The organism is Vibrio sp. 14N.309.X.WAT.E.F5 (assembly GCF_030397615.1).
GTDB classification, from domain to species: domain Bacteria; phylum Pseudomonadota; class Gammaproteobacteria; order Enterobacterales; family Vibrionaceae; genus Vibrio; species Vibrio lentus.
The window spans coordinates 1-20,033 of record NZ_JAPNXR010000033.1 but is presented as its reverse complement, the minus strand read 5'-3'; the positions used below and the strand labels follow the sequence as shown (position 1 = coordinate 20,033).

16 protein-coding genes are annotated in these 20,033 nt (G+C 43.8%); 9 read left to right on the top strand and 7 right to left on the bottom strand.

Annotation, left to right across the window (positions count from 1 at the left end; genetic code table 11):
- Nucleotides 1-46: 46 nt before the first annotated feature.
- Entirely contained in the window at nucleotides 47-1,372 is a 1,326-nt protein-coding gene (locus tag OW495_RS22630) for a Na+/H+ antiporter family protein (protein ID WP_017111116.1), read from the top strand.
- A gap of 177 nt (nucleotides 1,373-1,549) precedes the next feature.
- Here the strand turns inward: OW495_RS22630 and OW495_RS22625 are convergent, their stop codons facing one another.
- Both OW495_RS22625 and OW495_RS22620 read right to left on the bottom strand, forming a co-directional pair.
- Complete coding sequence (locus tag OW495_RS22625; RefSeq protein WP_102514320.1) at nucleotides 1,550-2,179, bottom strand: DsbA family protein; 630 nt, start codon at nucleotides 2,177-2,179, stop codon at nucleotides 1,550-1,552.
- Nucleotides 2,180-2,276: 97 nt separating this feature from the next.
- Nucleotides 2,277-2,615 (bottom strand): Grx4 family monothiol glutaredoxin, encoded by a 339-nt coding sequence (locus tag OW495_RS22620; RefSeq protein ID WP_017076187.1) that lies wholly within the window; start codon nucleotides 2,613-2,615, stop codon nucleotides 2,277-2,279.
- Between the two features lie 269 nt (nucleotides 2,616-2,884).
- Here OW495_RS22620 and sodB point away from each other — a divergent pair, with 269 nt between their 5' ends.
- The 3 genes from sodB to OW495_RS22605 all read left to right on the top strand — a co-directional run bounded on the left by sodB (nucleotide 2,885) and on the right by OW495_RS22605 (nucleotide 5,181).
- Nucleotides 2,885-3,469, top strand: a complete 585-nt coding sequence (gene sodB, locus OW495_RS22615; RefSeq protein WP_004734050.1) for a superoxide dismutase [Fe] — start codon at nucleotides 2,885-2,887, stop codon at nucleotides 3,467-3,469.
- 245 nt (nucleotides 3,470-3,714) lie between these two features.
- Complete coding sequence (locus tag OW495_RS22610) at nucleotides 3,715-4,218, top strand: VC2046/SO_2500 family protein (protein ID WP_276327539.1); 504 nt, start codon at nucleotides 3,715-3,717, stop codon at nucleotides 4,216-4,218.
- A 279-nt stretch (nucleotides 4,219-4,497) separates the two neighbouring features.
- Nucleotides 4,498-5,181, top strand: a complete 684-nt coding sequence (locus OW495_RS22605) for an SDR family oxidoreductase (RefSeq protein WP_102306570.1) — start codon at nucleotides 4,498-4,500, stop codon at nucleotides 5,179-5,181.
- Between the two features lie 220 nt (nucleotides 5,182-5,401).
- Here the strand turns inward: OW495_RS22605 and adhE are convergent, their stop codons facing one another.
- On the bottom strand, nucleotides 5,402-8,110 hold the full coding sequence (gene adhE, locus OW495_RS22600) for a bifunctional acetaldehyde-CoA/alcohol dehydrogenase (protein ID WP_017105552.1): 2,709 nt from the start codon (nucleotides 8,108-8,110) through the stop codon (nucleotides 5,402-5,404).
- 640 nt (nucleotides 8,111-8,750) lie between these two features.
- On the opposite strand from adhE, the gene OW495_RS22595 reads away from it, so the two are divergent.
- Nucleotides 8,751-9,389 (top strand): YchE family NAAT transporter, encoded by a 639-nt coding sequence (locus OW495_RS22595; protein WP_017105553.1) that lies wholly within the window; start codon nucleotides 8,751-8,753, stop codon nucleotides 9,387-9,389.
- A 150-nt stretch (nucleotides 9,390-9,539) separates the two neighbouring features.
- Complete coding sequence (locus OW495_RS22590) at nucleotides 9,540-10,382, top strand: ion transporter (protein WP_065110991.1); 843 nt, start codon at nucleotides 9,540-9,542, stop codon at nucleotides 10,380-10,382.
- Nucleotides 10,383-10,792: 410 nt separating this feature from the next.
- Here the strand turns inward: OW495_RS22590 and asd are convergent, their stop codons facing one another.
- The gene (gene asd, locus OW495_RS22585; RefSeq protein ID WP_017107353.1) at nucleotides 10,793-11,911 is read right to left on the bottom strand and encodes an aspartate-semialdehyde dehydrogenase; all 1,119 of its coding nucleotides are present in this window, start codon (nucleotides 11,909-11,911) and stop codon (nucleotides 10,793-10,795) included.
- A 509-nt stretch (nucleotides 11,912-12,420) separates the two neighbouring features.
- On the opposite strand from asd, the gene nhaC reads away from it, so the two are divergent.
- Nucleotides 12,421-13,857 carry a Na+/H+ antiporter NhaC gene (gene nhaC, locus OW495_RS22580; protein ID WP_017107354.1) on the top strand — a complete coding sequence of 479 codons (1,437 nt, stop codon included), beginning with the start codon at nucleotides 12,421-12,423 and terminating at the stop codon, nucleotides 13,855-13,857.
- A gap of 88 nt (nucleotides 13,858-13,945) precedes the next feature.
- Here the strand turns inward: nhaC and OW495_RS22575 are convergent, their stop codons facing one another.
- The 3 genes from OW495_RS22575 to yejK form a co-directional block, all read right to left on the bottom strand.
- Nucleotides 13,946-15,124, bottom strand: coding sequence for a chemotaxis protein (locus tag OW495_RS22575; RefSeq protein ID WP_076669013.1), 1,179 nt, complete (start codon nucleotides 15,122-15,124; stop codon nucleotides 13,946-13,948).
- Nucleotides 15,125-15,199: 75 nt separating this feature from the next.
- Nucleotides 15,200-16,606: an Hpt domain-containing protein gene (locus OW495_RS22570; RefSeq protein WP_289888466.1), complete on the bottom strand. Its 1,407-nt coding sequence runs from the start codon at nucleotides 16,604-16,606 to the stop codon at nucleotides 15,200-15,202.
- 106 nt (nucleotides 16,607-16,712) lie between these two features.
- Nucleotides 16,713-17,717, bottom strand: coding sequence for a nucleoid-associated protein YejK (gene yejK / locus OW495_RS22565; protein WP_017111125.1), 1,005 nt, complete (start codon nucleotides 17,715-17,717; stop codon nucleotides 16,713-16,715).
- 84 nt (nucleotides 17,718-17,801) lie between these two features.
- Here yejK and OW495_RS22560 point away from each other — a divergent pair, with 84 nt between their 5' ends.
- Nucleotides 17,802-18,029 carry a YejL family protein gene (locus tag OW495_RS22560; protein ID WP_017107358.1) on the top strand — a complete coding sequence of 76 codons (228 nt, stop codon included), beginning with the start codon at nucleotides 17,802-17,804 and terminating at the stop codon, nucleotides 18,027-18,029.
- 28 nt (nucleotides 18,030-18,057) lie between these two features.
- On the top strand, nucleotides 18,058-19,866 hold the full coding sequence (locus OW495_RS22555; RefSeq protein ID WP_289888463.1) for a DUF3413 domain-containing protein: 1,809 nt from the start codon (nucleotides 18,058-18,060) through the stop codon (nucleotides 19,864-19,866).
- Nucleotides 19,867-20,033: the final 167 nt, after the last annotated feature.

The window sequence follows — 20,033 nt, the reverse complement described above, 5'->3', positions numbered from 1 at the left end:
GTTCACTCGTATTGCCTTCATAAAAACACAACATCCCGAGAATAATATGAATCCTGTTGTAATTTCAGTTTGCATCATGCTTGTTTTAGCTTTGATGCGCGTAAACGTTGTCGTGGCTCTCACGTTCAGCGCAATTATCGGTGGCGTAGCCTCTGGTATGAGTGTGAACGACGCTGTAGCAGCTTTCGAAAGTGGATTAGGTGGCGGTGCAACTATCGCACTTAGCTACGCAATGCTTGGTACCTTTGCTGTTGCTATCTCTCGTTCTGGTATCACAGATCTCCTTGCTCAAAGCGTGATTAAACGTATTCACGGCAAAGAGAACAGTGCGGCATCTAATGGTCTAAAATACGGCATCCTTGCGTCTTTGATCTTAGTGACCATGTCTTCGCAAAACGTGATTCCTGTACATATCGCCTTCATCCCAATCTTAATCCCACCTCTATTAGGCGTATTCGCAAAAATGAACCTAGACCGTCGTCTGGTTGCGTGTGTACTTACTTTTGGTCTGATTACTCCGTATATGGTTCTGCCTATCGGTTTTGGTGGCATCTTCCTAAACAACATTCTGCTTAAAAACCTTCACGACAACGGTCTTGAAAACGTAGTAGCAAGCCAAGTGCCAATGGCAATGTTGTTACCGGCTGCAGGCATGATCTTTGGTCTTCTTACGGCAGTATTCTTTACTTACCGTAAGCCACGTCAATACAAAGAAACGTCTCATACTGTTGTTTCAACCGAAGTGAAAGAGATCAACAAGAAGCACATCCTAGTGGCTGCTGCTGGTATTGTTGCTGCACTAACGGTTCAACTGTCGACAGGTTCTATGATCATCGGTGCTTTGGCTGGTTTCATGGTATTCACTTTCGGTGGTGTAATAGCTTGGAAAGAGACACACGATGTCTTCACCAAGGGTGTTCACATGATGGCAATGATCGGTTTCATCATGATTGCAGCGGCAGGTTTTGCAGCAGTAATGAAGCAAACCGGTGGAGTTGAATCTTTGGTTCAAGCGCTTTCAACAAGCATTGGTGACAACAAACCTCTAGCAGCATTGCTTATGCTCATTGTTGGTTTATTGGTAACCATGGGTATCGGCTCTTCGTTCTCTACGATTCCAATCCTTGCAACTATCTACGTTCCTCTAGCGGCAGCATTTGGTTTCTCACCAATGGCAACAATCGCACTAGTGGGTACGGCTGCAGCGCTTGGTGATGCGGGTTCTCCTGCTTCTGACTCAACATTAGGTCCAACATCGGGTCTTAATGCTGATGGTCAACATGAGCACGTATGGGAAACCGTAGTACCTACGTTCTTGCACTACAACATCCCACTGATCGTATTCGGTTGGATTGCAGCTATGGTTCTGTAGTTAAAGAGTCCTACGCTCACTTTAATAAAGACCGCCTTGTGCGGTCTTTTTTGTTCCTAGAATTCCCTCTCCTCTCACTCTCACTCTCAAGAACCAATTACATCAAACAAAAAAAGGCTTACTCTTATGAGTAAGCCTTAGGCATCATTTGCGTTAATACAGACAGCTCTTGCTGAATTATGCAGCGGGAGCGTTATTCACAAGTACTTCGCGAATAGACTTAAGCGTCGCTTCCGTTGAATGGTAATCCAGTTCTACTCCCGTAAAAATACCATTTACTTCAAGCATTAACGTCGGGTAAGAGTGCACACCGATCGCTTCTTTAAAGCCTAATTGGTCATCTAATTCGCTTTCCAATAACTTGCTAGAAAGGTCATTTTCAAACTGTTGTACATTCATGCCTAATTCTTGAGCGAGCTGCAGATGCGTTTCTTGGCTGTGTGGCAACATCGCACGAAGGTAGTAAGCGTGTTGAATTGCTTCAAGCATCGCTTCGTAGTGATCTTGAAAACCAGCAGCGATTACGGCGCGACATGCAGGGTAAGTACTGCGAACAGGTTGACACTCTGTCCAGAATTCGTGGTTGAACTCAGTGCCCAACTTCGCTTCGATCTGCTTCCAGATAGCTTGCAGCTTGCCCTTCATCTCTTCTGACATTGGCTCATCAGAATCAGGAGCTAAACCGCCTACTACGTAATTAAATTCAATACTCGCCGGTAGCTGCTGTTTTAAGAGCTCTAATGTTGGCTTATAGCCCCAGCACCAACTGCACATTGGGTCATGCACATAATGAAGTTTTACGTCCATTGTTCATTCCTTATCGAGTCTTTCGAACTATTCAAACAAAAAAGGAGCCTTATTAAGGGCCCCTTCCATTCAATGTTTAAGCGCAAAGGCTTAAAGCTTACTCAGCGTCGTCGCCAGCTACTTTAGCAGCTGCTTCTTTAACGATTGGCTGAAGCTCACCTTTTTGGAACATCTCAAGAATGATGTCACAACCACCGATTAGCTCACCGTCAACCCATAGTTGTGGGAACGTTGGCCATTGTGCGTAAGCTGGAAGCTCTGCACGAATGTCAGGGTTTTGTAGGATATCTACGTAAGCAAATTTTTCGCCACACGCCATTAGTGCTTGAGATGCTTGAGAAGAAAAACCACAGCTTGGCAGCTTAGGAGAACCTTTCATGTAAAGTAGAATGGTGTTTTCTTCAATTTGCTGTTTGATTTTATCGATAGTTTCCATTGCTTCCTCGTTAATGGATTACGGCTTTTATTGCCTTTATTCTACCCCAAACCAAAAGAATAAAAACCATATAAAAAAAGTGGTTTACGAGCTAAGCTAACAATTCACATAAAAGTGATGAAATAAGCTTTTAATAAAGTAAAAACTTGCTAAACTATATCGCAAGTCAGCAAATTGACCGTGGTTGGCCTCATAGCGAACCATGAATAATAATATCACTGGAAGCAATCGAAAGAGTTAACTCTTTCATATCAATGGAGAATTGAGCAATGGCATTTGAACTACCGGCTCTTCCTTACGCGAAAGACGCGCTAGAACCACACATCTCAGCAGAAACGCTAGATTTCCACCACGGTAAGCACCACAACACTTACGTTGTTAAGCTAAACGGTCTTATCCCAGGTACTGAGTTTGAAGGCAAAACACTAGAAGAGATCGTTAAGACTTCTACTGGTGGTGTTTTCAATAACGCTGCTCAAATCTGGAACCACACGTTCTACTGGCACTGTCTTGCTCCTAAAGCAGGCGGCGAACCAACTGGCGCTGTTGCAGAAGCGATCAACGCTGCATTCGGTTCTTTCGAAGAATTCAAAGCGAAATTCACTGATTCAGCAATCAACAACTTCGGTTCTTCTTGGACTTGGTTAGTTAAGAAAGCTGACGGTTCTCTAGACATCGTTAACACTTCTAACGCTGCTACTCCTCTAACAGAAGAAGGTGTTACTCCACTTCTAACTGTTGACCTATGGGAACACGCTTACTACATCGATTTCCGCAATGTTCGCCCTGACTACATGGCTGCATTCTGGAACCTAGTAAACTGGTCTTTCGTAGAAGAGAACCTAGCTAAGTAATTTATTACTTATGCTGCGCTATTTATAGCGAGTTATCTATTGAAAGCTCATGCCTCGGCGTGAGCTTTTTTGTATCGGTCATTTACCCAGATTGAAAATAGAAGGTTGAACGGGTTAATTACGCCTACTTTGCAACCAACATCAACCACTCCTACCCGCTCTTCATCAATTGGCTATTTGCCTGTAATTAAACACTAAAGTTTGCCGACTCCATGCCGTTAAAGGTGTATCGAATGAGAGGCAACATGCAAATACATACTTTAGACAAAGCAGGAATCATCAACGAACTGAAGTTCGGTATCGGGATCAGCCAAGCGGTTGAGCAAGGTCGCCGTGCAGATTTCGCGTTGCTGCTATCTATGTTTTCTAATGATGTTCGTGATTGCACACCCATCGACACCATTGAAGTTAGCGAGACGAATGAAGATCGCCTGCGTAAACACTTCGGCGTAGCAGATCCACAACCTTTGCGCTCAGACCAATCGTCTTATGAAATTTCGGCTCAGCAATCGAATCATTTTCATCAAGCAAGCCTTGCCAGTGCAAAGCTCAGCCATTACTTGAAACCTGAAGCCCTTGCTTTCATGCCTGAAGATACGGCCGACTTACCCGAAGAGGTTTACCAAAACCTTTCTGGTCATGACCGACGCAGACTCGCAAACAAGCATTTACCTGATTTGCCACATGCCACGCTCTATAACGAGCTAACAACTGCGCAACGTCAGTATCAAATTCAAGCTCAAGTATAGCGGTCACCTACCTTTCCTCTTTTTCGCTTTCCATTCACAGCGATTCTTCGATTAACTCGCACACTTCAAACCATTCATACGAGTGATATGAACCACTAGTCTTAGGCAACCTAAAAACACCAAATGTCGGTTAACGCTTGAAGTTACTACAAAATGTGACGTGCCACTAAGTTCATAGAAACTTATTAATTGGCGTACCTTAGTTTGAACCAATTCACACCCATTGTATGAAATTTGACCCATTCTTATCGGACACGGACGATTTGTTTAGGTACTGGGATGGAAATAAAAAGCTCAATCATATTGGTAACATCTGCCGGCTCGCGACTGGGAGGGACGATTGCGAACCACTTTGTAAACCTTGGAGCAACCGTCATCCTGTGCGACAACGATCCTGAAGCACTTCAGGCTACCTATGTACAATGTGCTCGCTTTTCTGATTCTGTTTACAGCTACACGCTTAAAAACAACGGTAACCAGGCGATCCTTAACGTATTCGATTTTATTCAAAACACGTTCAACACCACTCCAGATGTGCTAGTTAATAACTGGATCAGCTCACCTATGCCTAGCCTTATTGGTGATCAGCCGGTGAGTCGCTTTATTAATGACTTATCTTCTATGGCTTCTACTCTATTCGCCTTTGGTCAAATCAGTGCTGAGCGCTTGCGAGAGGAGGAGAAAGAAGGCGTGATTGTGAATGTGATATCTCATGATGACTTTCATGATGTATCCGGCCTAGAGAGCGCAAACTCGATGATTACCGGCTTTACCCACAGTTGGGCTAAGGAACTGACTCCATTTGGTATACGAGTCGGCGGCGTTGTCCCCGCGGTTCACAATTCAGATGGCAAGCTCAATCGATGTCACTGGGCGCAACTGCAAGACGAGCTAACCAGAACAACCGAATACATCGTCTCTAATGATTACTTTAGTGGGCGTGTGGTTGCCGCAGAAGTTTAGAGAATCCCTTTAACGATCGTTGTCCATGGCAAGTTTCGGCACTCTGGTTCCTACTCATCAAGAAAACGTTGAACAAAAACATTTACCTTCGACAACTTACGATATCTGTCCAGTAACAAACATAAAAAAAGCCCCAGTCTCTCGACTGGGGCTTTGTTCTTTTCCCGATTAGATAAGGTTCGTGCTAGCGAAAACTTATCTCAAAACTAATGCTCACTTATTATGCGTTAGCTTTTTCTTTTTTAGCTTTTGGCGCTGATTTTGCTTCAGCTGGCTTTTGGTCAGCTTTCTTCAAAATTACTGTTGTGCCTTCGAAAGTTTCACCTTCAACGTAAGGAGTACCGAAGTACGACGTTGTTAGAACTTCTTTTAGCTCAGTGATTAGAGGGTAACGTGGGTTTGCACCTGTACACTGGTCATCGAACGCTTCAACCGCTAGCTCGTCTAGTTTCGCAACGAAGTCAGACTCGTTAACACCCGCAGCTTGGATAGACAGTGGGATGTCTAGGTCAACTTTAAGCTCTTCTAACCAAGTCAGTAGACGTTCAATCTTCTGAGCAGTACGGTCACCAACTTGGCTTAGGCCTAGGTGGTCAGCAACTTCAGCGTAACGACGACGTGCTTGTGGACGGTCGTACTGAGAGAATGCAGTTTGCTTAGTTGGGTTATCGTTCGCGTTGTAACGTACAACGTTTGAGATAAGCAGCGCGTTAGCAAGGCCGTGTGGTAGGTGGAACTCAGCACCAATTTTGTGAGCCATTGAGTGACACACACCTAGGAATGCGTTCGCAAATGCTACACCAGCGATAGTTGCTGCGTTGTGTACTTTTTCACGAGCGATTGGGTCTGCTGCACCGTTTTTGTAGCTTGATGGTAGGTACTCTTTAAGCATCTTAAGAGCTTGTAGAGCTTGGCCATCTGAGTATTCGTTCGCTAGAACAGATACGTAAGCTTCAAGAGCGTGAGTTACTGCATCGTAACCACCGAACGCTGTTAGAGACTTAGGCATGTTCATTACTAGGTTCGCATCAACGATAGCCATGTTTGGCGTGATTTCATAGTCAGCTAGTGGGTACTTAGCACCAGTCTTGTCGTCTGTAACAACAGCGAATGGAGTAACCTCTGAACCTGTACCTGAAGTTGTAGTGATACATACAAGCTCAGCTTTTTGACCCATTTTAGGGAACTTGTAGATACGTTTACGGATATCCATAAAGCGCATTGCTAGTTCTTCGAAGTGAGTCTCTGGGTGCTCGTACATAACCCACATGATCTTAGCAGCATCCATTGGAGAACCGCCACCTAGAGCAAGGATTACGTCAGGTTGGAAGCTCTTCATTGCTTCAGCGCCTTTCTCAACTACAGATAGTGTTGGATCCGCTTCTACATCGAAGAATGTTTGAACTTCAATACCTTGTGCTTTAAGCAAGCTAACTACGTCATCAGCGTAACCGTTGTTGAATAGGAAACGGTCAGTTACTAGGAATGCGCGTTTCTTACCTTCTAGGTCGCCAAGAGCGATTGGAAGGCTACCACGACGGAAGTAGATAGACTTAGGTAGTTTGTGCCACAACATATTTTCAGCTCGCTTCGCTACAGTTTTCTTGTTGATAAGGTGCTTAGGACCTACGTTCTCAGAGATAGAGTTACCACCCCAAGAGCCACAACCAAGAGTTAGAGACGGTGCAACGTTGAAGTTGTACAGGTCACCGATACCACCGTGAGTAGTCGGAATGTTGATTAGGATACGAGCCGTTTTCATCTTGTCACCGAAGTAACGGATGCGGTCTGCGTTAACATCTTGGTTAGTGTAAAGACCAGATGTATGACCGATACCACCAATTTCAACCATTGTTACTGCTTGAGCAACTGCGTTCTCGAAAGAAGACGCACGGAACATACCTAGAGTTGGAGACAGTTTCTCATGAGCGAATTCGTCGTCGTAAGATACTTCGCCAAGGCCTTCACCAACAAGAATCTTAGTATCAGCTGGAACTTTAACACCCGCCATTTCAGCGATTGCAGTTGCAGGTTGACCAACGATTTTTGCGTTTAGGTTGCCGTCGATAAGTAGAACTTTACGAACTTTATCTGCGTCAGCTTTGCTTAGTACGTGACCTTTGTGAGATGCGAAACGCTCTTTCACTTCGTCGTATACTTCGTCCATTACGATGACAGCTTGCTCAGAAGCACATACTACGCCGTTATCGAATGTTTTAGACATCAGAATAGATGCTACAGCACGTTTAACGTCTGCTGTGTCATCGATAACTACTGGAACGTTACCAGCACCAACACCGATAGCAGGCTTACCTGAAGAGTATGCTGCTTTAACCATGCCTGGACCACCAGTAGCTAGGATAAGCGCGATACCGTCGTGCTTCATAAGCGCGTTAGAAAGCTCTACAGATGGTTGGTCGATCCAACCGATGATGTCTTTTGGTGCGCCCGCTTTAACAGCAGCGTCTAAAACAAGTTTAGCAGCGTCGTTAGTTGAGTTCTTTGCACGTGGGTGTGGCGAGAAGATGATGCCGTTACGTGTCTTAAGAGAGATTAGAGATTTGAAGATTGCTGTAGAAGTTGGGTTCGTTGTTGGAACGATACCACAGATGATACCTACAGGCTCAGCGATAGTCATCGTGCCTAGGTTGTCATCTTCTTCTAAGATGCCACATGTTTTTTCGTCTTTGTATTTGTTGTAGATAAATTCAGATGCAAAGTGGTTTTTGATAACCTTATCTTCAACAATACCCATTCCAGATTCAGCAACTGCTTGTTGTGCTAGTGGGATACGAGCATGGTTAGCCGCAAGAGATGCTGCACGGAAGATTGCGTCAACTTTCTCTTGAGAGAATGTTGAGAATTCTTCTTGTGCTGCTTTAACGCGTGCTACCAGAGCATCTAGTTCAGCTAAGTTAGTTACAGGCATGGTGGATCTCCTAAAATAATAAATATTAAAAACTTTTTATTAAATTCGCTGCTTGCCTTTAACCTTAAACATCAGCGTTCTTAGTAAATTGCTTTCAGGACTGAGTATATTATTTCACAGTGTGAAAAAAATTGACCCAGATCAGTTAGCCAAAAAGAATTAACCAGAAAGTAGTAAGGCAATCGCAAAAATCAACTTAAGAGCATGATTTATATAGATTAAAATCACACTTTTCGTTCGGACAAAAAACAAGCAAACAGACAGCTTTTTTATACATAGCGTCATAAACTGTAAAAAAGTTTCATTTTTAGTCCGTTAAATTACATGTATACAGCTATATTCGTGCTACTGAGAGTATATCCATACCGTTGCAACGGGCTAGATTTAGACATAATTTTTATTAAAAGCGTGCGTAGGTTAACAATTGATCAAAAAATAATTACAACATGAAACACCAATAATCAGCTCGTAACATGACGGAAGTCAGCATTTGGATTCAATTAGTTTTTCTATAAAAAAGACCCTATTTCAGGTTAGTTTTTTTCATTCGTGCAATTTAGATTTGTCACTTACATTACGCGCTCTGACTATTGACAGATCAACCCCTCTTCCTTAAGTACGCTATTTGGAGATCACCCACATGCAAGGTTTAGAAATCGCAATCTTTATGCAATTCTTCCTTGGGCTTGTTGCTGCCGTAAACCCTATCGGCATCATGCCTGTCTTTGTTTCTCTTACGGCCCATATGCCGCCAGAAGAGAGGAACAGGACCGCATTACAAGCCAACATTGCTGTTGCCGTTATATTGATTGTTTCTCTAGTTGCAGGACAATTGCTTCTCGACATGTTTAGCATTTCGCTAGATTCGTTTCGTGTTGCAGGTGGATTGCTATTACTGAGCATCGCGTTTTCGATGATGAGCGGTAAACTTGGTGAAGATAAGCAGAACAAGCAAGAGAAGTCTGAGTACGTTAGTAAAGAACAAATCGGTGTTGTTCCTTTGGCGATGCCATTAATGGCAGGCCCGGGTGCCATTAGTTCAACGATTGTCTACGGCTCTCGTTATCCAGCCGCAATCGATACGGTAGGCATTGGCATTAGCATCATCGCTTTCGCAACGTGCTCTTGGCTTCTGTTCCGTTCAGCGCCGGTTATCGTTCGCTTTCTAGGTCAAACTGGGATCAACGTTATCACGCGTATCATGGGCTTGATTCTTGGTGCACTAGGTATCGAATTTATAGCTAACGGGCTTCGCAACTTGTTCCCTGGCTTGGCATAAGACCCAGGGGTATTTAGCCCATTAAAAAAGTGAAACTAAAACTGATTATTGTGAGGCGAGTAAAGCAAATAGGCTTTCACTCGCCTCGTTATTATCAAGCTTGTATAATGACTGTTAATGCCTTTAATAACAGAAGATGAACTTCTCCTTATGTCACGCAAGCCACTCAAGCATCATTTATACGTCATTATCTTTGGTACTCACACGCCGGCCGGCCGTGCATTTGATATATCACTGATCGTTGCAATCTTGGCTTCGCTGTTGGTACTTATTCTAGAGTCCATCCCAAATGTCATGACCGAATGGTCACAACAGCTGCGTTATATCGAATACACTTTTACAGCCCTCTTCACTGTTGAGTATTTGTTGAGGCTCTATTGCTCTCCAAAACCCAAATCCTACGCCACCAGCTTTTACGGTGTTGTTGATCTATTAGCGATTCTTCCAACCTACCTTGCGATCATCTTCCCTGGCGCTTCGTTTATGGGCGTGGTGAGACTGCTTCGTGTCATGCGTATCTTCCGCATCCTAAAATTGGTTCGCTACTTACAAGATTCCAATATCTTGCTGCGTTCACTATTAATGGCAAGACGCAAAATCCTCATCTTCTTTAGTACTGTCGGTATCTTGGTCGTTATCTTTGGCGCTCTGATCTTTGTTATTGAAGGCCCAGAAAACGGCTTCACGAGTATTCCCCACAGCATTTATTGGGCAATCGTGACCATTACTACGGTCGGCTACGGTGACATGATCCCTCAAACCGCTCTGGGTAAAGCGATCGCTTCGCTTACCATGTTGTTGGGTTACTCCATCTTAGCGGTGCCAACAGGTATTATTACGGCAGAACTGAGCAATGAAATGAACTCTCACAAAGAGTTGGTTAAGTGCCCTAACTGCAACCGCGCTGGCCATGATTCGGATGCAATGTATTGCAAGCACTGTGCGAGTGAACTGGCCGATCCAGATAAGCGTGTCGTGTCTGAAGAGAAATAAAAGCAGATGCAGGATTCGAGTGGCGAGATGCGAAAAAGATTTAAGAGCAGTTTCGTGATTTGAGTATGTGACACAAAAATACTAAAAGGGTGGCGTTTATCGTCACCTTTTTTGATGTTGGTTCACTGAGCCAAAACGAGATTCCCGACTACGCTCCTTCGTCGCTATCGGGAATGACGCAATTTAAGTTAGGAGAAAAACGTCATCCTCAAGAGTGAGGAACGAACGAGTTGGGGATCTCTTCCTTGTCTCATTCCAATGAGAAGATTTAAGTGAAGTCGCGAGTGAAATTAATCAACCTTCCGCGATCAAAAAAGCCGATGTATTAACACCGGCCTTTGTCTCTCACGAAGCTAAGCATTCACAAAGAGTGGCGCCTGCTTTAACTTCTGAATAGAAAGAGCTTTCGATTACGCTTTCTCAGCAAGGATAATGCGTAATGTACGACGTAGTGGCTCTGCAGCACCCCAAAGTAATTGGTCACCAACAGTAAACGCGTTTAGGAAGTCGTTACCCATAGACATCTTACGTAGACGACCGACTGGTACAGACATTGTGCCTGTTACTTTCGCTGGTGTCAGCTCTTGAGCAGTAATGTCACGGTCATTAGGAACCACTTTAACCCAATCATTGTGAGTCGCGATGATCTCTTCGATTTCGTCCATTGGAACGTCTTGCTTAAGCTTAATAGTGAGTGCTTGAGCATGACAACGCATTGCACCGATTCGAACACAAGTACCATCGATAGGAATTGGCTGACCATCTAGGCCAAGAATCTTGTTCGCTTCAACGCCCGCTTTCCACTCTTCTTTGCTTTGACCGTTTTCACGCTTCACATCGATCCAAGGAATCAATGAACCAGCAAGAGGAGCACCGAATTGGTCTGTTGGGAATGAAGAAGAACGGATCGTGTCTGCAACTTTCTTATCGATATCAAGAATTGAACTTGCTGGGTTCGCTAGCTCAGAGCTGACGCTGTCGTTGATAACACCCATTTGAGAAATCAGCTCACGCATGTTCTTAGCACCAGCACCAGAAGCGGCTTGGTAAGTCATGGCACTCATCCACTCAATCATGCCTTTTTCATATAGGCCACCTAATGCCATTAACATCAAGCTCACCGTACAGTTACCACCAACGAATGTATTGGTGCCACCGTGGATACCTTGCTGGATTTGAGCCAAGTTAACTGGATCTAATGTGATGATGGAGTCAGCATCCATTCTTAGCGTAGAAGCTGCATCAATCCAGTAACCTTTCCAACCTGCTTGACGCAGTGCTGGGTAAACTTTTGAAGTGTAATCGCCACCTTGACAGGTAATAACGGCATCAAGTTGTTTTAGGCTATCAATATCAAAGGCATCTTGAAGCAGACCCGCCTCTTTGCCACCTAAAACAGGGGCAGGGATACCGATTTGAGATGTGCTGTAATAAACAGGCTCAATCAGGTCGAAGTCTTTTTCTTCAACCATACGTTGCATCAGTACAGAACCAACCATACCGCGCCAACCAACTAGACCTACTCTCATCTCTCACTCTCCATGTATAAATTAAAAATTGCTCTCCCCCATCTATAAGTTTTTCAGAAACAGAACTCAAGTGCTTTTTAGCAAAAAGTGTAACTTTTTCGTTTCTTTTAAGTGAACGCGATGAATAGTGCAGTTATCTATTAATCGTATTCGTCGCTTTTGCCACTGATAAAGCACGCAATATGGTTAGCATCAAAGGTTTGGCCAATAAAAGCGCTCCAATTTCCATCCTAATAGAGCCAAGCCTTAGCAGCAATTACCACTATTTAACAATGGTTAATCAGAATAATATTTTACACAACGAAAACAACGTGCGACAAAAATCAACATGCAACAATCATGAATTTAACAAAAATTCAGACAATGCAACCATTATACATTGACTTAATAGTCAAATATCACAACTTAGGTGTATTTTTTCGATATAATAATCTAATTACTGTAGTGTCCACGTCGTACCCCAAACTATAACGAAGCACTATAAATGCTCGAAATAACCAGAGGCTTATATGAAGCAGAGTAAAACTCGCCTACCGAATCTATTGCAGGTAATCATCGCGTTAGGACTATTTCTATCCCTTGCTTTTTCCTTTACAGCAAAGCTTGATCTTCCAATCCAACTTGCCTTGTACATTGGCTGGTTCATTATCATGGTGCTTGGTATTCGCCTTGGCCACGAATACAAAGACTTAGAAAAAGCAGCACTCAAAGGAATATCTAATGGCTTAGGTGCAGTTTTAATACTTTTAGCGGTTGGCGCTCTTGTTGGTACGTGGATCTCGGGCGGTATTGTACCCACTATCATTTACTACGGTCTGAAAGCTATCCACCCTTCTATCTTCCTTTTAGCTACTATGATCATCTGTTCTCTAACCGCTCTGGCAACAGGCACCTCTTGGGGAGCTGCTGGTACCGCCGGTATTGCGATGATGGGGATTGGTCAAGGCCTAGGTGTTCCAGCACCAATCACCGCTGGTGCAGTACTTTCGGGCTGTTACTTCGGTGACAAGATGTCTCCACTTTCTGATTCAGTGATTCTGGCTTCTTCAATGTCTGGTGTTGAAGTGGTTGAACATATCAAGGGCATGCTTCCAGTTGCGTTAATCAGCTACGTGATTACGGGCATCATGTTTACCGCGTTTGGTTTCCACTACGCGGGTAACGTTGACATGAGCCAAGTTGACTCTGTAATCAAAGCAATGGAAGTTCAGTTCTACATTACGCCTTACTCATTCGTTCCTGTATTGATCGTGCTTGGCCTATTGGCTTTCCGCATGCCGTCATTCCCAGTGATCAGTTTTGGTTCTCTGCTAGGTATTATCTGGGCAGTGATGATCCAAGAGATCGACTTCCTGACTGCATTTAACACAGCATGGGCACCGTTCTCTATCTCATCTGGCGTGGAGTTCATTGATTCAATTCTTAACCGTGGCGGCATGTCTTCAATGCTTGGTTCGGTTGCGGTTATCGTGTTTGGTTTAGGTTTCGGTGGCTTGCTGGATAAAGTCGGCGTGCTAGAGACGATTGCTAAAGTGTTCGAGCGTCGTGTAAACAGCGCAGGCTCACTAGCAACCAGCACAATTGGTACGGCTTTCATGGGTAACGTGTTTGGCTCAGCAATGTATGTATCACTCATCCTTACACCAAAAATCTGTGCAAAGAACTACGACCGCTTAGGCTACAAACGTAAGAACCTTTCTCGTAACGCTGAGTTCGGTGGCACGTTAACGTCAGGTATGGTTCCTTGGAGTGATAACGGTATCTACATGGCGAGTATTCTTGGCGTTGCTACGCTGTCTTACGCACCGTTCATGTGGTTAAGCTTCATCTGTATCATCGTGACTATCGTGACGTCTTACATGGGTTGGTTCGTTGATAAGTGTGAGCCGACAGCGCCTGCGTTTGAAGCTGAAGAAGCGACAGAGTTAAGCAAGCAGCAAGCGTAAGTCATTAAAACGTTAATCATTTAAATACAAAAAGAGCGCCCTAGAGCGCTCTTTTTTGATCTACTTAGTTACTGAATTAGTAATTTACTTATTTGTTGGCGGTTCGTTTACCCAACCAATAACCGATGCCTAACGGTGCAAAGAACACCACTAAGATAAACAGGATGAAGTAGATAATCACACTTTTGATTAGATCCATCAGCTTATCAATCGCAAGCACAACCACTTCTTGAGAAACACGGTCTAGATCTTGAGTGAACAACTCTCTTTCTGAAGTCACAATACCTGCAATCTCGATGCGCTCTTTCTCAATCATCTGTACTAGCGCTTCTCTCTCACGCGTCACCATCTTTTCTAGTGCCACACGTTCATCGCTCAGCATCGCTAATTTTTGGTCTGTCTTATCGCTGAGGTCGTTTAGCAAGGGCTGCATTTCTGTCGACATAATAGAAGCCAGCGTTTGCATGTACTCAGGATTGTTTTCGATGAAGTCCTGCATGCTTGCTGATGTTTGACGAAGGCTTTCCAGCGTCTTAGACAGGTCTTCACCCGTTAAAGAGCTGTTCAAAGCAACCAACTCAGCTTTCCACGACATTAGCTTTGGCGTCTGATCAGCCATTACGCTTAAACGGTCTGATGCATCACTCATTGCTTCTGGCATAGTTCCCAAATTTTGCACGATTTGAGATTCGTCTTTCCCTAAGTAAGTTAACCAATCACGGTAAGCTGGCGTACTTCTGAATGTGAGATCTTTAAATGGGTGGCTAGCGGCAAACTGCGCGACGAACGCTTGGCTCTTCTTAAAGTCACCAGAACTCAATACGCCTTTTGCCAGTTTTTCTACTTCTTGAGTAAGATCATGAGCGGTTTCTACTGCATGGTCAGTTACGAATAGGTCAGCACCATCGCCTTGCGTATAAAACTGATCCATTTGAGCGGTAAACACCCACGAATCAATTAACGCTGACATTGGAGAAGTTTGGTAAGCCGCTTGTTGAAGTCCCTGCTCTGCGTGGATCTTCCAAAGTAGTACATAAGATTGATGTAGGGTATCGTCAGCAGGATAAGATTGAGCGATGAAATCAGCCGAATCTTCTACGCGAGTAAAGAAAGTTTTAGCGTATTCACGCGTCATAATCCGAGCATTCAGCTCTTGTTGAGTCAGTGGTGTTGTTTGGCTATCTAACTTAACTTCTAAGAGAGAACAACCACTTAGAACAATGCTAAGTACCCACACCATCAAACACTTACTAGAAACACGCAACATATACACCTCTGACAAAGACTAATGGCGCGGATTGTATGAGCACTTCGTCAGAGTATTGTCAAAACTCTCGCAAAATTAGTGCGATTGATCTAAATACGCCATGGCAGATTCGACCGAAGCCTGGATCGCCTGTTCTAACTCTTCAAGATCGTATTCACTGATCGCTCGTGATTGCTTCATTGTCATCTCAATACTGGCGGCAATAATCGCCAATCTCGATGCTTTAATGCTTCCGGCAACGCCTTTTAAGCTATGTACGATTCGAGCAGCAGACGTCTCATCTTTTGTCAGCAAGGATTTGAATTTTGCATAGTCATCAGCATGGTCTTGCACAAACACGCCTAACAACAAGCTCACAGATTCAGCGTCACCGTCCAGAGTCTCTAGCATCTCTTCGATATCAATAGCAGGCTTTGAATCCGTCACACTTGCGATGTGTCTCTCAGCTAAATGAGCCTCCGGCTCTGGATGATTTGTTGATATCGCTTGAGGTTCATTCACTACTGGATCCTGAATCGACGGCGCTCTTTCTGGTGCTGCGGCAACATCATGGTTAGCCTGTTTTGCATCAGAGAACGTGTCCTTTGAATCGGTCGTTTCTACTTGGTTCGCCGTGGCGTTCGAACCGTTTGCTCGTTTTCCTAAGTTGCTCTCTAGTTCATGGTCCGGATCACCTTCAGCTTGTGATGCATTCTTTCTAAAACTCACTCCCCATAAAATCAGCGCGATCATAGCAACCAAACTCAAACCTAAGGCTGCGAGTAGTAAATTGAACTGACTCTTATGGAATTGAGCTTCAAGCTTGATGATCTGCTCATTGACTGAATTTTTCTTAATCTTATCAACTAAATAATTAAGCTGAGCATAATCACCTAACAGCGTAGAAGCATCAGCAAGTAACTGTTGAATGGCTTCCTGTTCTTTGCTTTTTAACGAATAAGAGCGCTTAAGAATTGAGTCAAAAGAACGATACGTCGCCGAGGAACTTTGATTGTCAGAGTACATGGCTTCAAACACCACGACGCCAAATTCGTTTAACAGAGGCTTTAACTTAGAAGAGGTCTTCTTGTCAGCGCGCAATGCCTTGATGTTATCGACTATCGCCTGCACTTGGCTTTCTATCGGGATGAATTCATCGAACTTTTCTAAAAATTGGTCTGCGACATACAGCAGTTGATTGACGTCAGGGCGGAAAAACGCATGCTCAAAGTCCGATTCAATCTGCAATCGAATCGAATACACCAACTGCGCATCAAGGGCTAAGTCATTAATACGAGAGACTCGGAGCGGTTCAGAGAAGTAAAGCGACTGCCTTAACTCGTTAACACGAATACCAAGCTCTTCAATTTGAGCTAGGGAATTATTGTAAGAACGGCTGAGCTGAAGGATGGCCAACGAAGGAAGTAACCATAGAGCCAGAAGTACAACCAAGAAAGTTGCAGGCTTTTTAAAGCGATGGGGCGTTGCCACTGATTGTTCCATCAATATTCCTTGTGCATGTCAGCCTCACACCGTTTCAGTTTTCGAGAGTGTAAAGCAGAAAATAAGCGACAACATCCCGCTGCCGCTATTATCCGTTAACTTCGGACTATGACTTATTGCGAGTCAATTGGTCACGCAAATTCGGCGGCGTTCCTTTAATCGTTAGTGTATCTGTCTCCGGATCGTAAAAAATACGCTCACCAAGAAGCAGACTATCAAAACTAACATTCAAACCACCACCCGCACCAACAAATTTTGTTAGTTTACGCATAGTTGCACGATCTGCTGGAAAGCTATCTTCTAACTCATAGCCTTGCTCACTAGTATAGTCAAAGAAGCTAGTACCATCTGTGCTTGCTGGTAATTCACCAGAAAGTTCGCGAACTTGCACTTCATCGCCCGCTTTTAGCTGTTCGTTACAGTAATCTGCAACCTGCTTTTTATAGCTGATCGCTTCTTCTTTCTCTAACTTAGAGTCAGAAACAAAATCTTCTACCGCTTGCATCAGCACTTGGTTTTGTTGCTTAGCATCCAAGCCTACTTCTGCTTGAAGGAAGTCTAAGAAGAAATCAGCAACTTTACGGCCAACACGGCCCTTAATATATGTAAGGTAACGGTTTGACTCTTTGTCTGTGTCGTATGTTGAAAGATCAAGGCGCGCCACAATATCCATCTTAGAGATATCAAGGTAATCAGTCGCACTGATATCTAGCCCTTCTGTCACTTTCAAACTTTGGTTCGAAGGCAGTAAACCGATGAAAAGGTAATCTGTCGCCAATGATTGATATTCAGCAAGTACCAAAGTGCCTTCATCAGCAAAAGGATACTTCGAAAGTTCATCTTTTAGACGTAGCGCACTTTTTTGAGAGAAATCATAAAAACTTTGCTCTCCCGCTCGAAATTCATGCAACGACTGCTGGAATTCGCTGTCGGATTTGAAAGAACCAAACCCTTTACCTGCTTTTGAGTTGAACACTCGGTGAAGCTCAGCCACGAGGCTTTCAGACGAAGCATCGTTTTCTAGAGATTCAGCACGGTAGTTAACAATCAGTTCTTCCTGATCGTTCTTGCTTAACTGGTGTAAAATTACGTTGGAAAGGTGAAGGCTCATAGTGAAAATATTACCGTTCAGGTTTCAGTTGTCGTGCATAGTAGGTTATCATAAGCCGCTTTTACTATCATTATTAGAGTCCTTATGCCGATTATATCTAAATACACAGATGAACAAGTTGAAAAAATCCTAGCTGAAGTAGGTGCTGTACTAACAAAGCACAAAGCTTCACCAGAACTTTCACTGATGATCGCTGGAAATATCGCAACCAATGTCTTAAATCAGAACGTTGCTGCTTCACAACGCAAAGGAATTGCTGAAAAATTTGCCGAGGCGTTGGTTTCTTCTCTTGAAGACAAACAGTCTCACTAAATTTGATTGACGGAAAAAAGAATTATAAATGGTAGACAGCGCAAACTCTTATAGCGATCGTGTATCTCGACTGGTTGGTTGGGGTCACTGGTTTGCATTTTTCAACATCATTGCTGCGATGTTGATAGGTACTCGTTATATTACTCAATCTGCTTGGCCAGAAACCTTGCTGGGTCAATTCTATTTGGCTGCATCTTGGGTTGGTCATTTTGGCTTTTTAGTGTTCGCGCTCTATCTATTAGTGCTGTTCCCGCTCACTTTTATTCTTCCGTCGAGGAAGTTATTACGTTTGGTTGCCGTTATCTTCGCGACCATAGGTTTAACTGTCCTACTGATTGATACCCAAACGTATCAAAATATAAACCTCCACCTGACACCTGTCGTGTGGGAGGTTTTATTCAGTGGAGAGGAATCTGCATTTACTTCTGATTTGCAGCACCTCTTCATTGTTATGCCGTTTATCTTCTTATTACAGCTCGGCCTATCTGAATGGGTGTGGCGTAAACAGCGTAAACTGTCTCATAAACACATTGGCCGTCCGATTACTGCCGTCTTCTTCTTGTGTTTCATCAGCAGCCACTTGACCTACATGTGGGCTGATGCGTATTTCTATAACCCAATTACTAGCCAGAAAGCGAACTTCCCACTGTCTTACCCAATGACTGCGAAAAGCTTTATGGAAAAACACGGCCTATTAGACCGTGAAGAGTACCTTGAGCGTTTAGAAGCGAACAAAGAGAGCGTAAACCTAGTTAGCTACCCGCTAGAAAAAATTCAATACAACCGCCGCAGTGATGATCTTAATATCCTGATGGTGAGTGTGAACAACCTTCGCTCTGATGCGCTTAATGCCACAGCGATGCCAAACAGCTATGCCTACGCACAGCAATCGATCAACTTTACCAACCACTACAGTTCAAGTAACGATATGTTTGGTATCTTCGGTTTGTTCTACGGCCTTCCGAGCAGCTACGCAAGCAGCATCGAAGCTCAAGGTTCAAGTGCAGTACTGTTGGATGTTTTAGATAATCACAATTATAAGTTTGCGGCTTTCAGTGGCGATAACTTTGACGATGCTCTTTACTCGGAAATCATCTTCCGAGGCCGTGATGTTATGCCAGAGCAAGCAACTTATGATGACAAAAGCGCGATACAAGCTTGGTCTAACTGGATTCAATCACCGCAAGCTAAACGCCCTTGGTTTAACTTCATAGAACTGACCACACTGGATAACTTCGCTAGCTACGATTCTAGTTCAGAGTCTGACTCTACATTAAGCACAGCAGAACGCTTTGCTGCAGACTATCAAAAGTCAGCTCAAGCGGCCGATGCTCAGCTCGCGACAATTTATGCAGAATTAGAACGTCTCGATCTTAAAGACAATACTGTGGTTATCATCACGTCGAACCACGGTACTGAATTTAATGAAACCAAGACCAATAGCTGGGGTGCAAACTCCAACTACAGTCGCTACCAGTTGCAGGTTCCGCTGTTTATCAGCTGGCCTGGTAAGTCTGCTTCTGAATACACGCATCGTTCGAGTCATTTGGACGTGTCCGTAACACTGATGCAAGAGTTATTAGGTGTATCTTCGAACCCGACTGATTTCAGTAGCGGTCGTAGTCTGTTTAACGAGCGTAAGAGAAAATGGATCCTAGCGGGCGACTCTCGTGAATTGGCTCTTGTTACTGATCAGCAAACAACGGTGCTAGATAAATTTGGAAACTACAAATTGTACGACCAGAATTATCAACGCCTGAAAAATGTAAGCCCTCGCTTACCTGTGTTGATGCAAGGTCTAACTGAACTACAGCGTTTCTACACAAAAAATGACTAATTAGTCTCCAAACAAAAAAGGGAAGCATGCTGCTTCCCTTTTTTATTGCCGCGAATGACCAGAAAACAAGCAACCAAACAAGATTATGATAATTAAGGGTTTACAAGGCACTCTCCCCCTTATATTATTCACGCCACTGGAGGGATGGCTGAGTGGTCGAAAGCACC

Excerpts from the sequence above, each read along its gene's own strand:
- OW495_RS22555 (WP_289888463.1), top strand. The coding sequence starts at position 18,058 with ATGGTAGACAGCGCAAACTCTTATAGCGATCGTGTATCTCGACTGGTT.
- asd (WP_017107353.1), bottom strand. The coding sequence starts at position 11,911 with ATGAGAGTAGGTCTAGTTGGTTGGCGCGGTATGGTTGGTTCTGTACTG.
- OW495_RS22590 (WP_065110991.1), top strand. The coding sequence starts at position 9,540 with ATGTCACGCAAGCCACTCAAGCATCATTTATACGTCATTATCTTTGGT.
- OW495_RS22630 (WP_017111116.1), top strand. The coding sequence starts at position 47 with ATGAATCCTGTTGTAATTTCAGTTTGCATCATGCTTGTTTTAGCTTTG.
- nhaC (WP_017107354.1), top strand. The coding sequence starts at position 12,421 with ATGAAGCAGAGTAAAACTCGCCTACCGAATCTATTGCAGGTAATCATC.
- adhE (WP_017105552.1), bottom strand. The coding sequence starts at position 8,110 with ATGCCTGTAACTAACTTAGCTGAACTAGATGCTCTGGTAGCACGCGTT.
- OW495_RS22575 (WP_076669013.1), bottom strand. The coding sequence starts at position 15,124 with ATGTTGCGTGTTTCTAGTAAGTGTTTGATGGTGTGGGTACTTAGCATT.
- OW495_RS22570 (WP_289888466.1), bottom strand. The coding sequence starts at position 16,606 with ATGGAACAATCAGTGGCAACGCCCCATCGCTTTAAAAAGCCTGCAACT.
- OW495_RS22560 (WP_017107358.1), top strand. The coding sequence starts at position 17,802 with ATGCCGATTATATCTAAATACACAGATGAACAAGTTGAAAAAATCCTA.
- OW495_RS22620 (WP_017076187.1), bottom strand. The coding sequence starts at position 2,615 with ATGGAAACTATCGATAAAATCAAACAGCAAATTGAAGAAAACACCATT.
- OW495_RS22605 (WP_102306570.1), top strand. The coding sequence starts at position 4,498 with ATGGAAATAAAAAGCTCAATCATATTGGTAACATCTGCCGGCTCGCGA.
- OW495_RS22595 (WP_017105553.1), top strand. The coding sequence starts at position 8,751 with ATGCAAGGTTTAGAAATCGCAATCTTTATGCAATTCTTCCTTGGGCTT.
- sodB (WP_004734050.1), top strand. The coding sequence starts at position 2,885 with ATGGCATTTGAACTACCGGCTCTTCCTTACGCGAAAGACGCGCTAGAA.
- OW495_RS22610 (WP_276327539.1), top strand. The coding sequence starts at position 3,715 with ATGCAAATACATACTTTAGACAAAGCAGGAATCATCAACGAACTGAAG.
- yejK (WP_017111125.1), bottom strand. The coding sequence starts at position 17,717 with ATGAGCCTTCACCTTTCCAACGTAATTTTACACCAGTTAAGCAAGAAC.
- OW495_RS22625 (WP_102514320.1), bottom strand. The coding sequence starts at position 2,179 with ATGGACGTAAAACTTCATTATGTGCATGACCCAATGTGCAGTTGGTGC.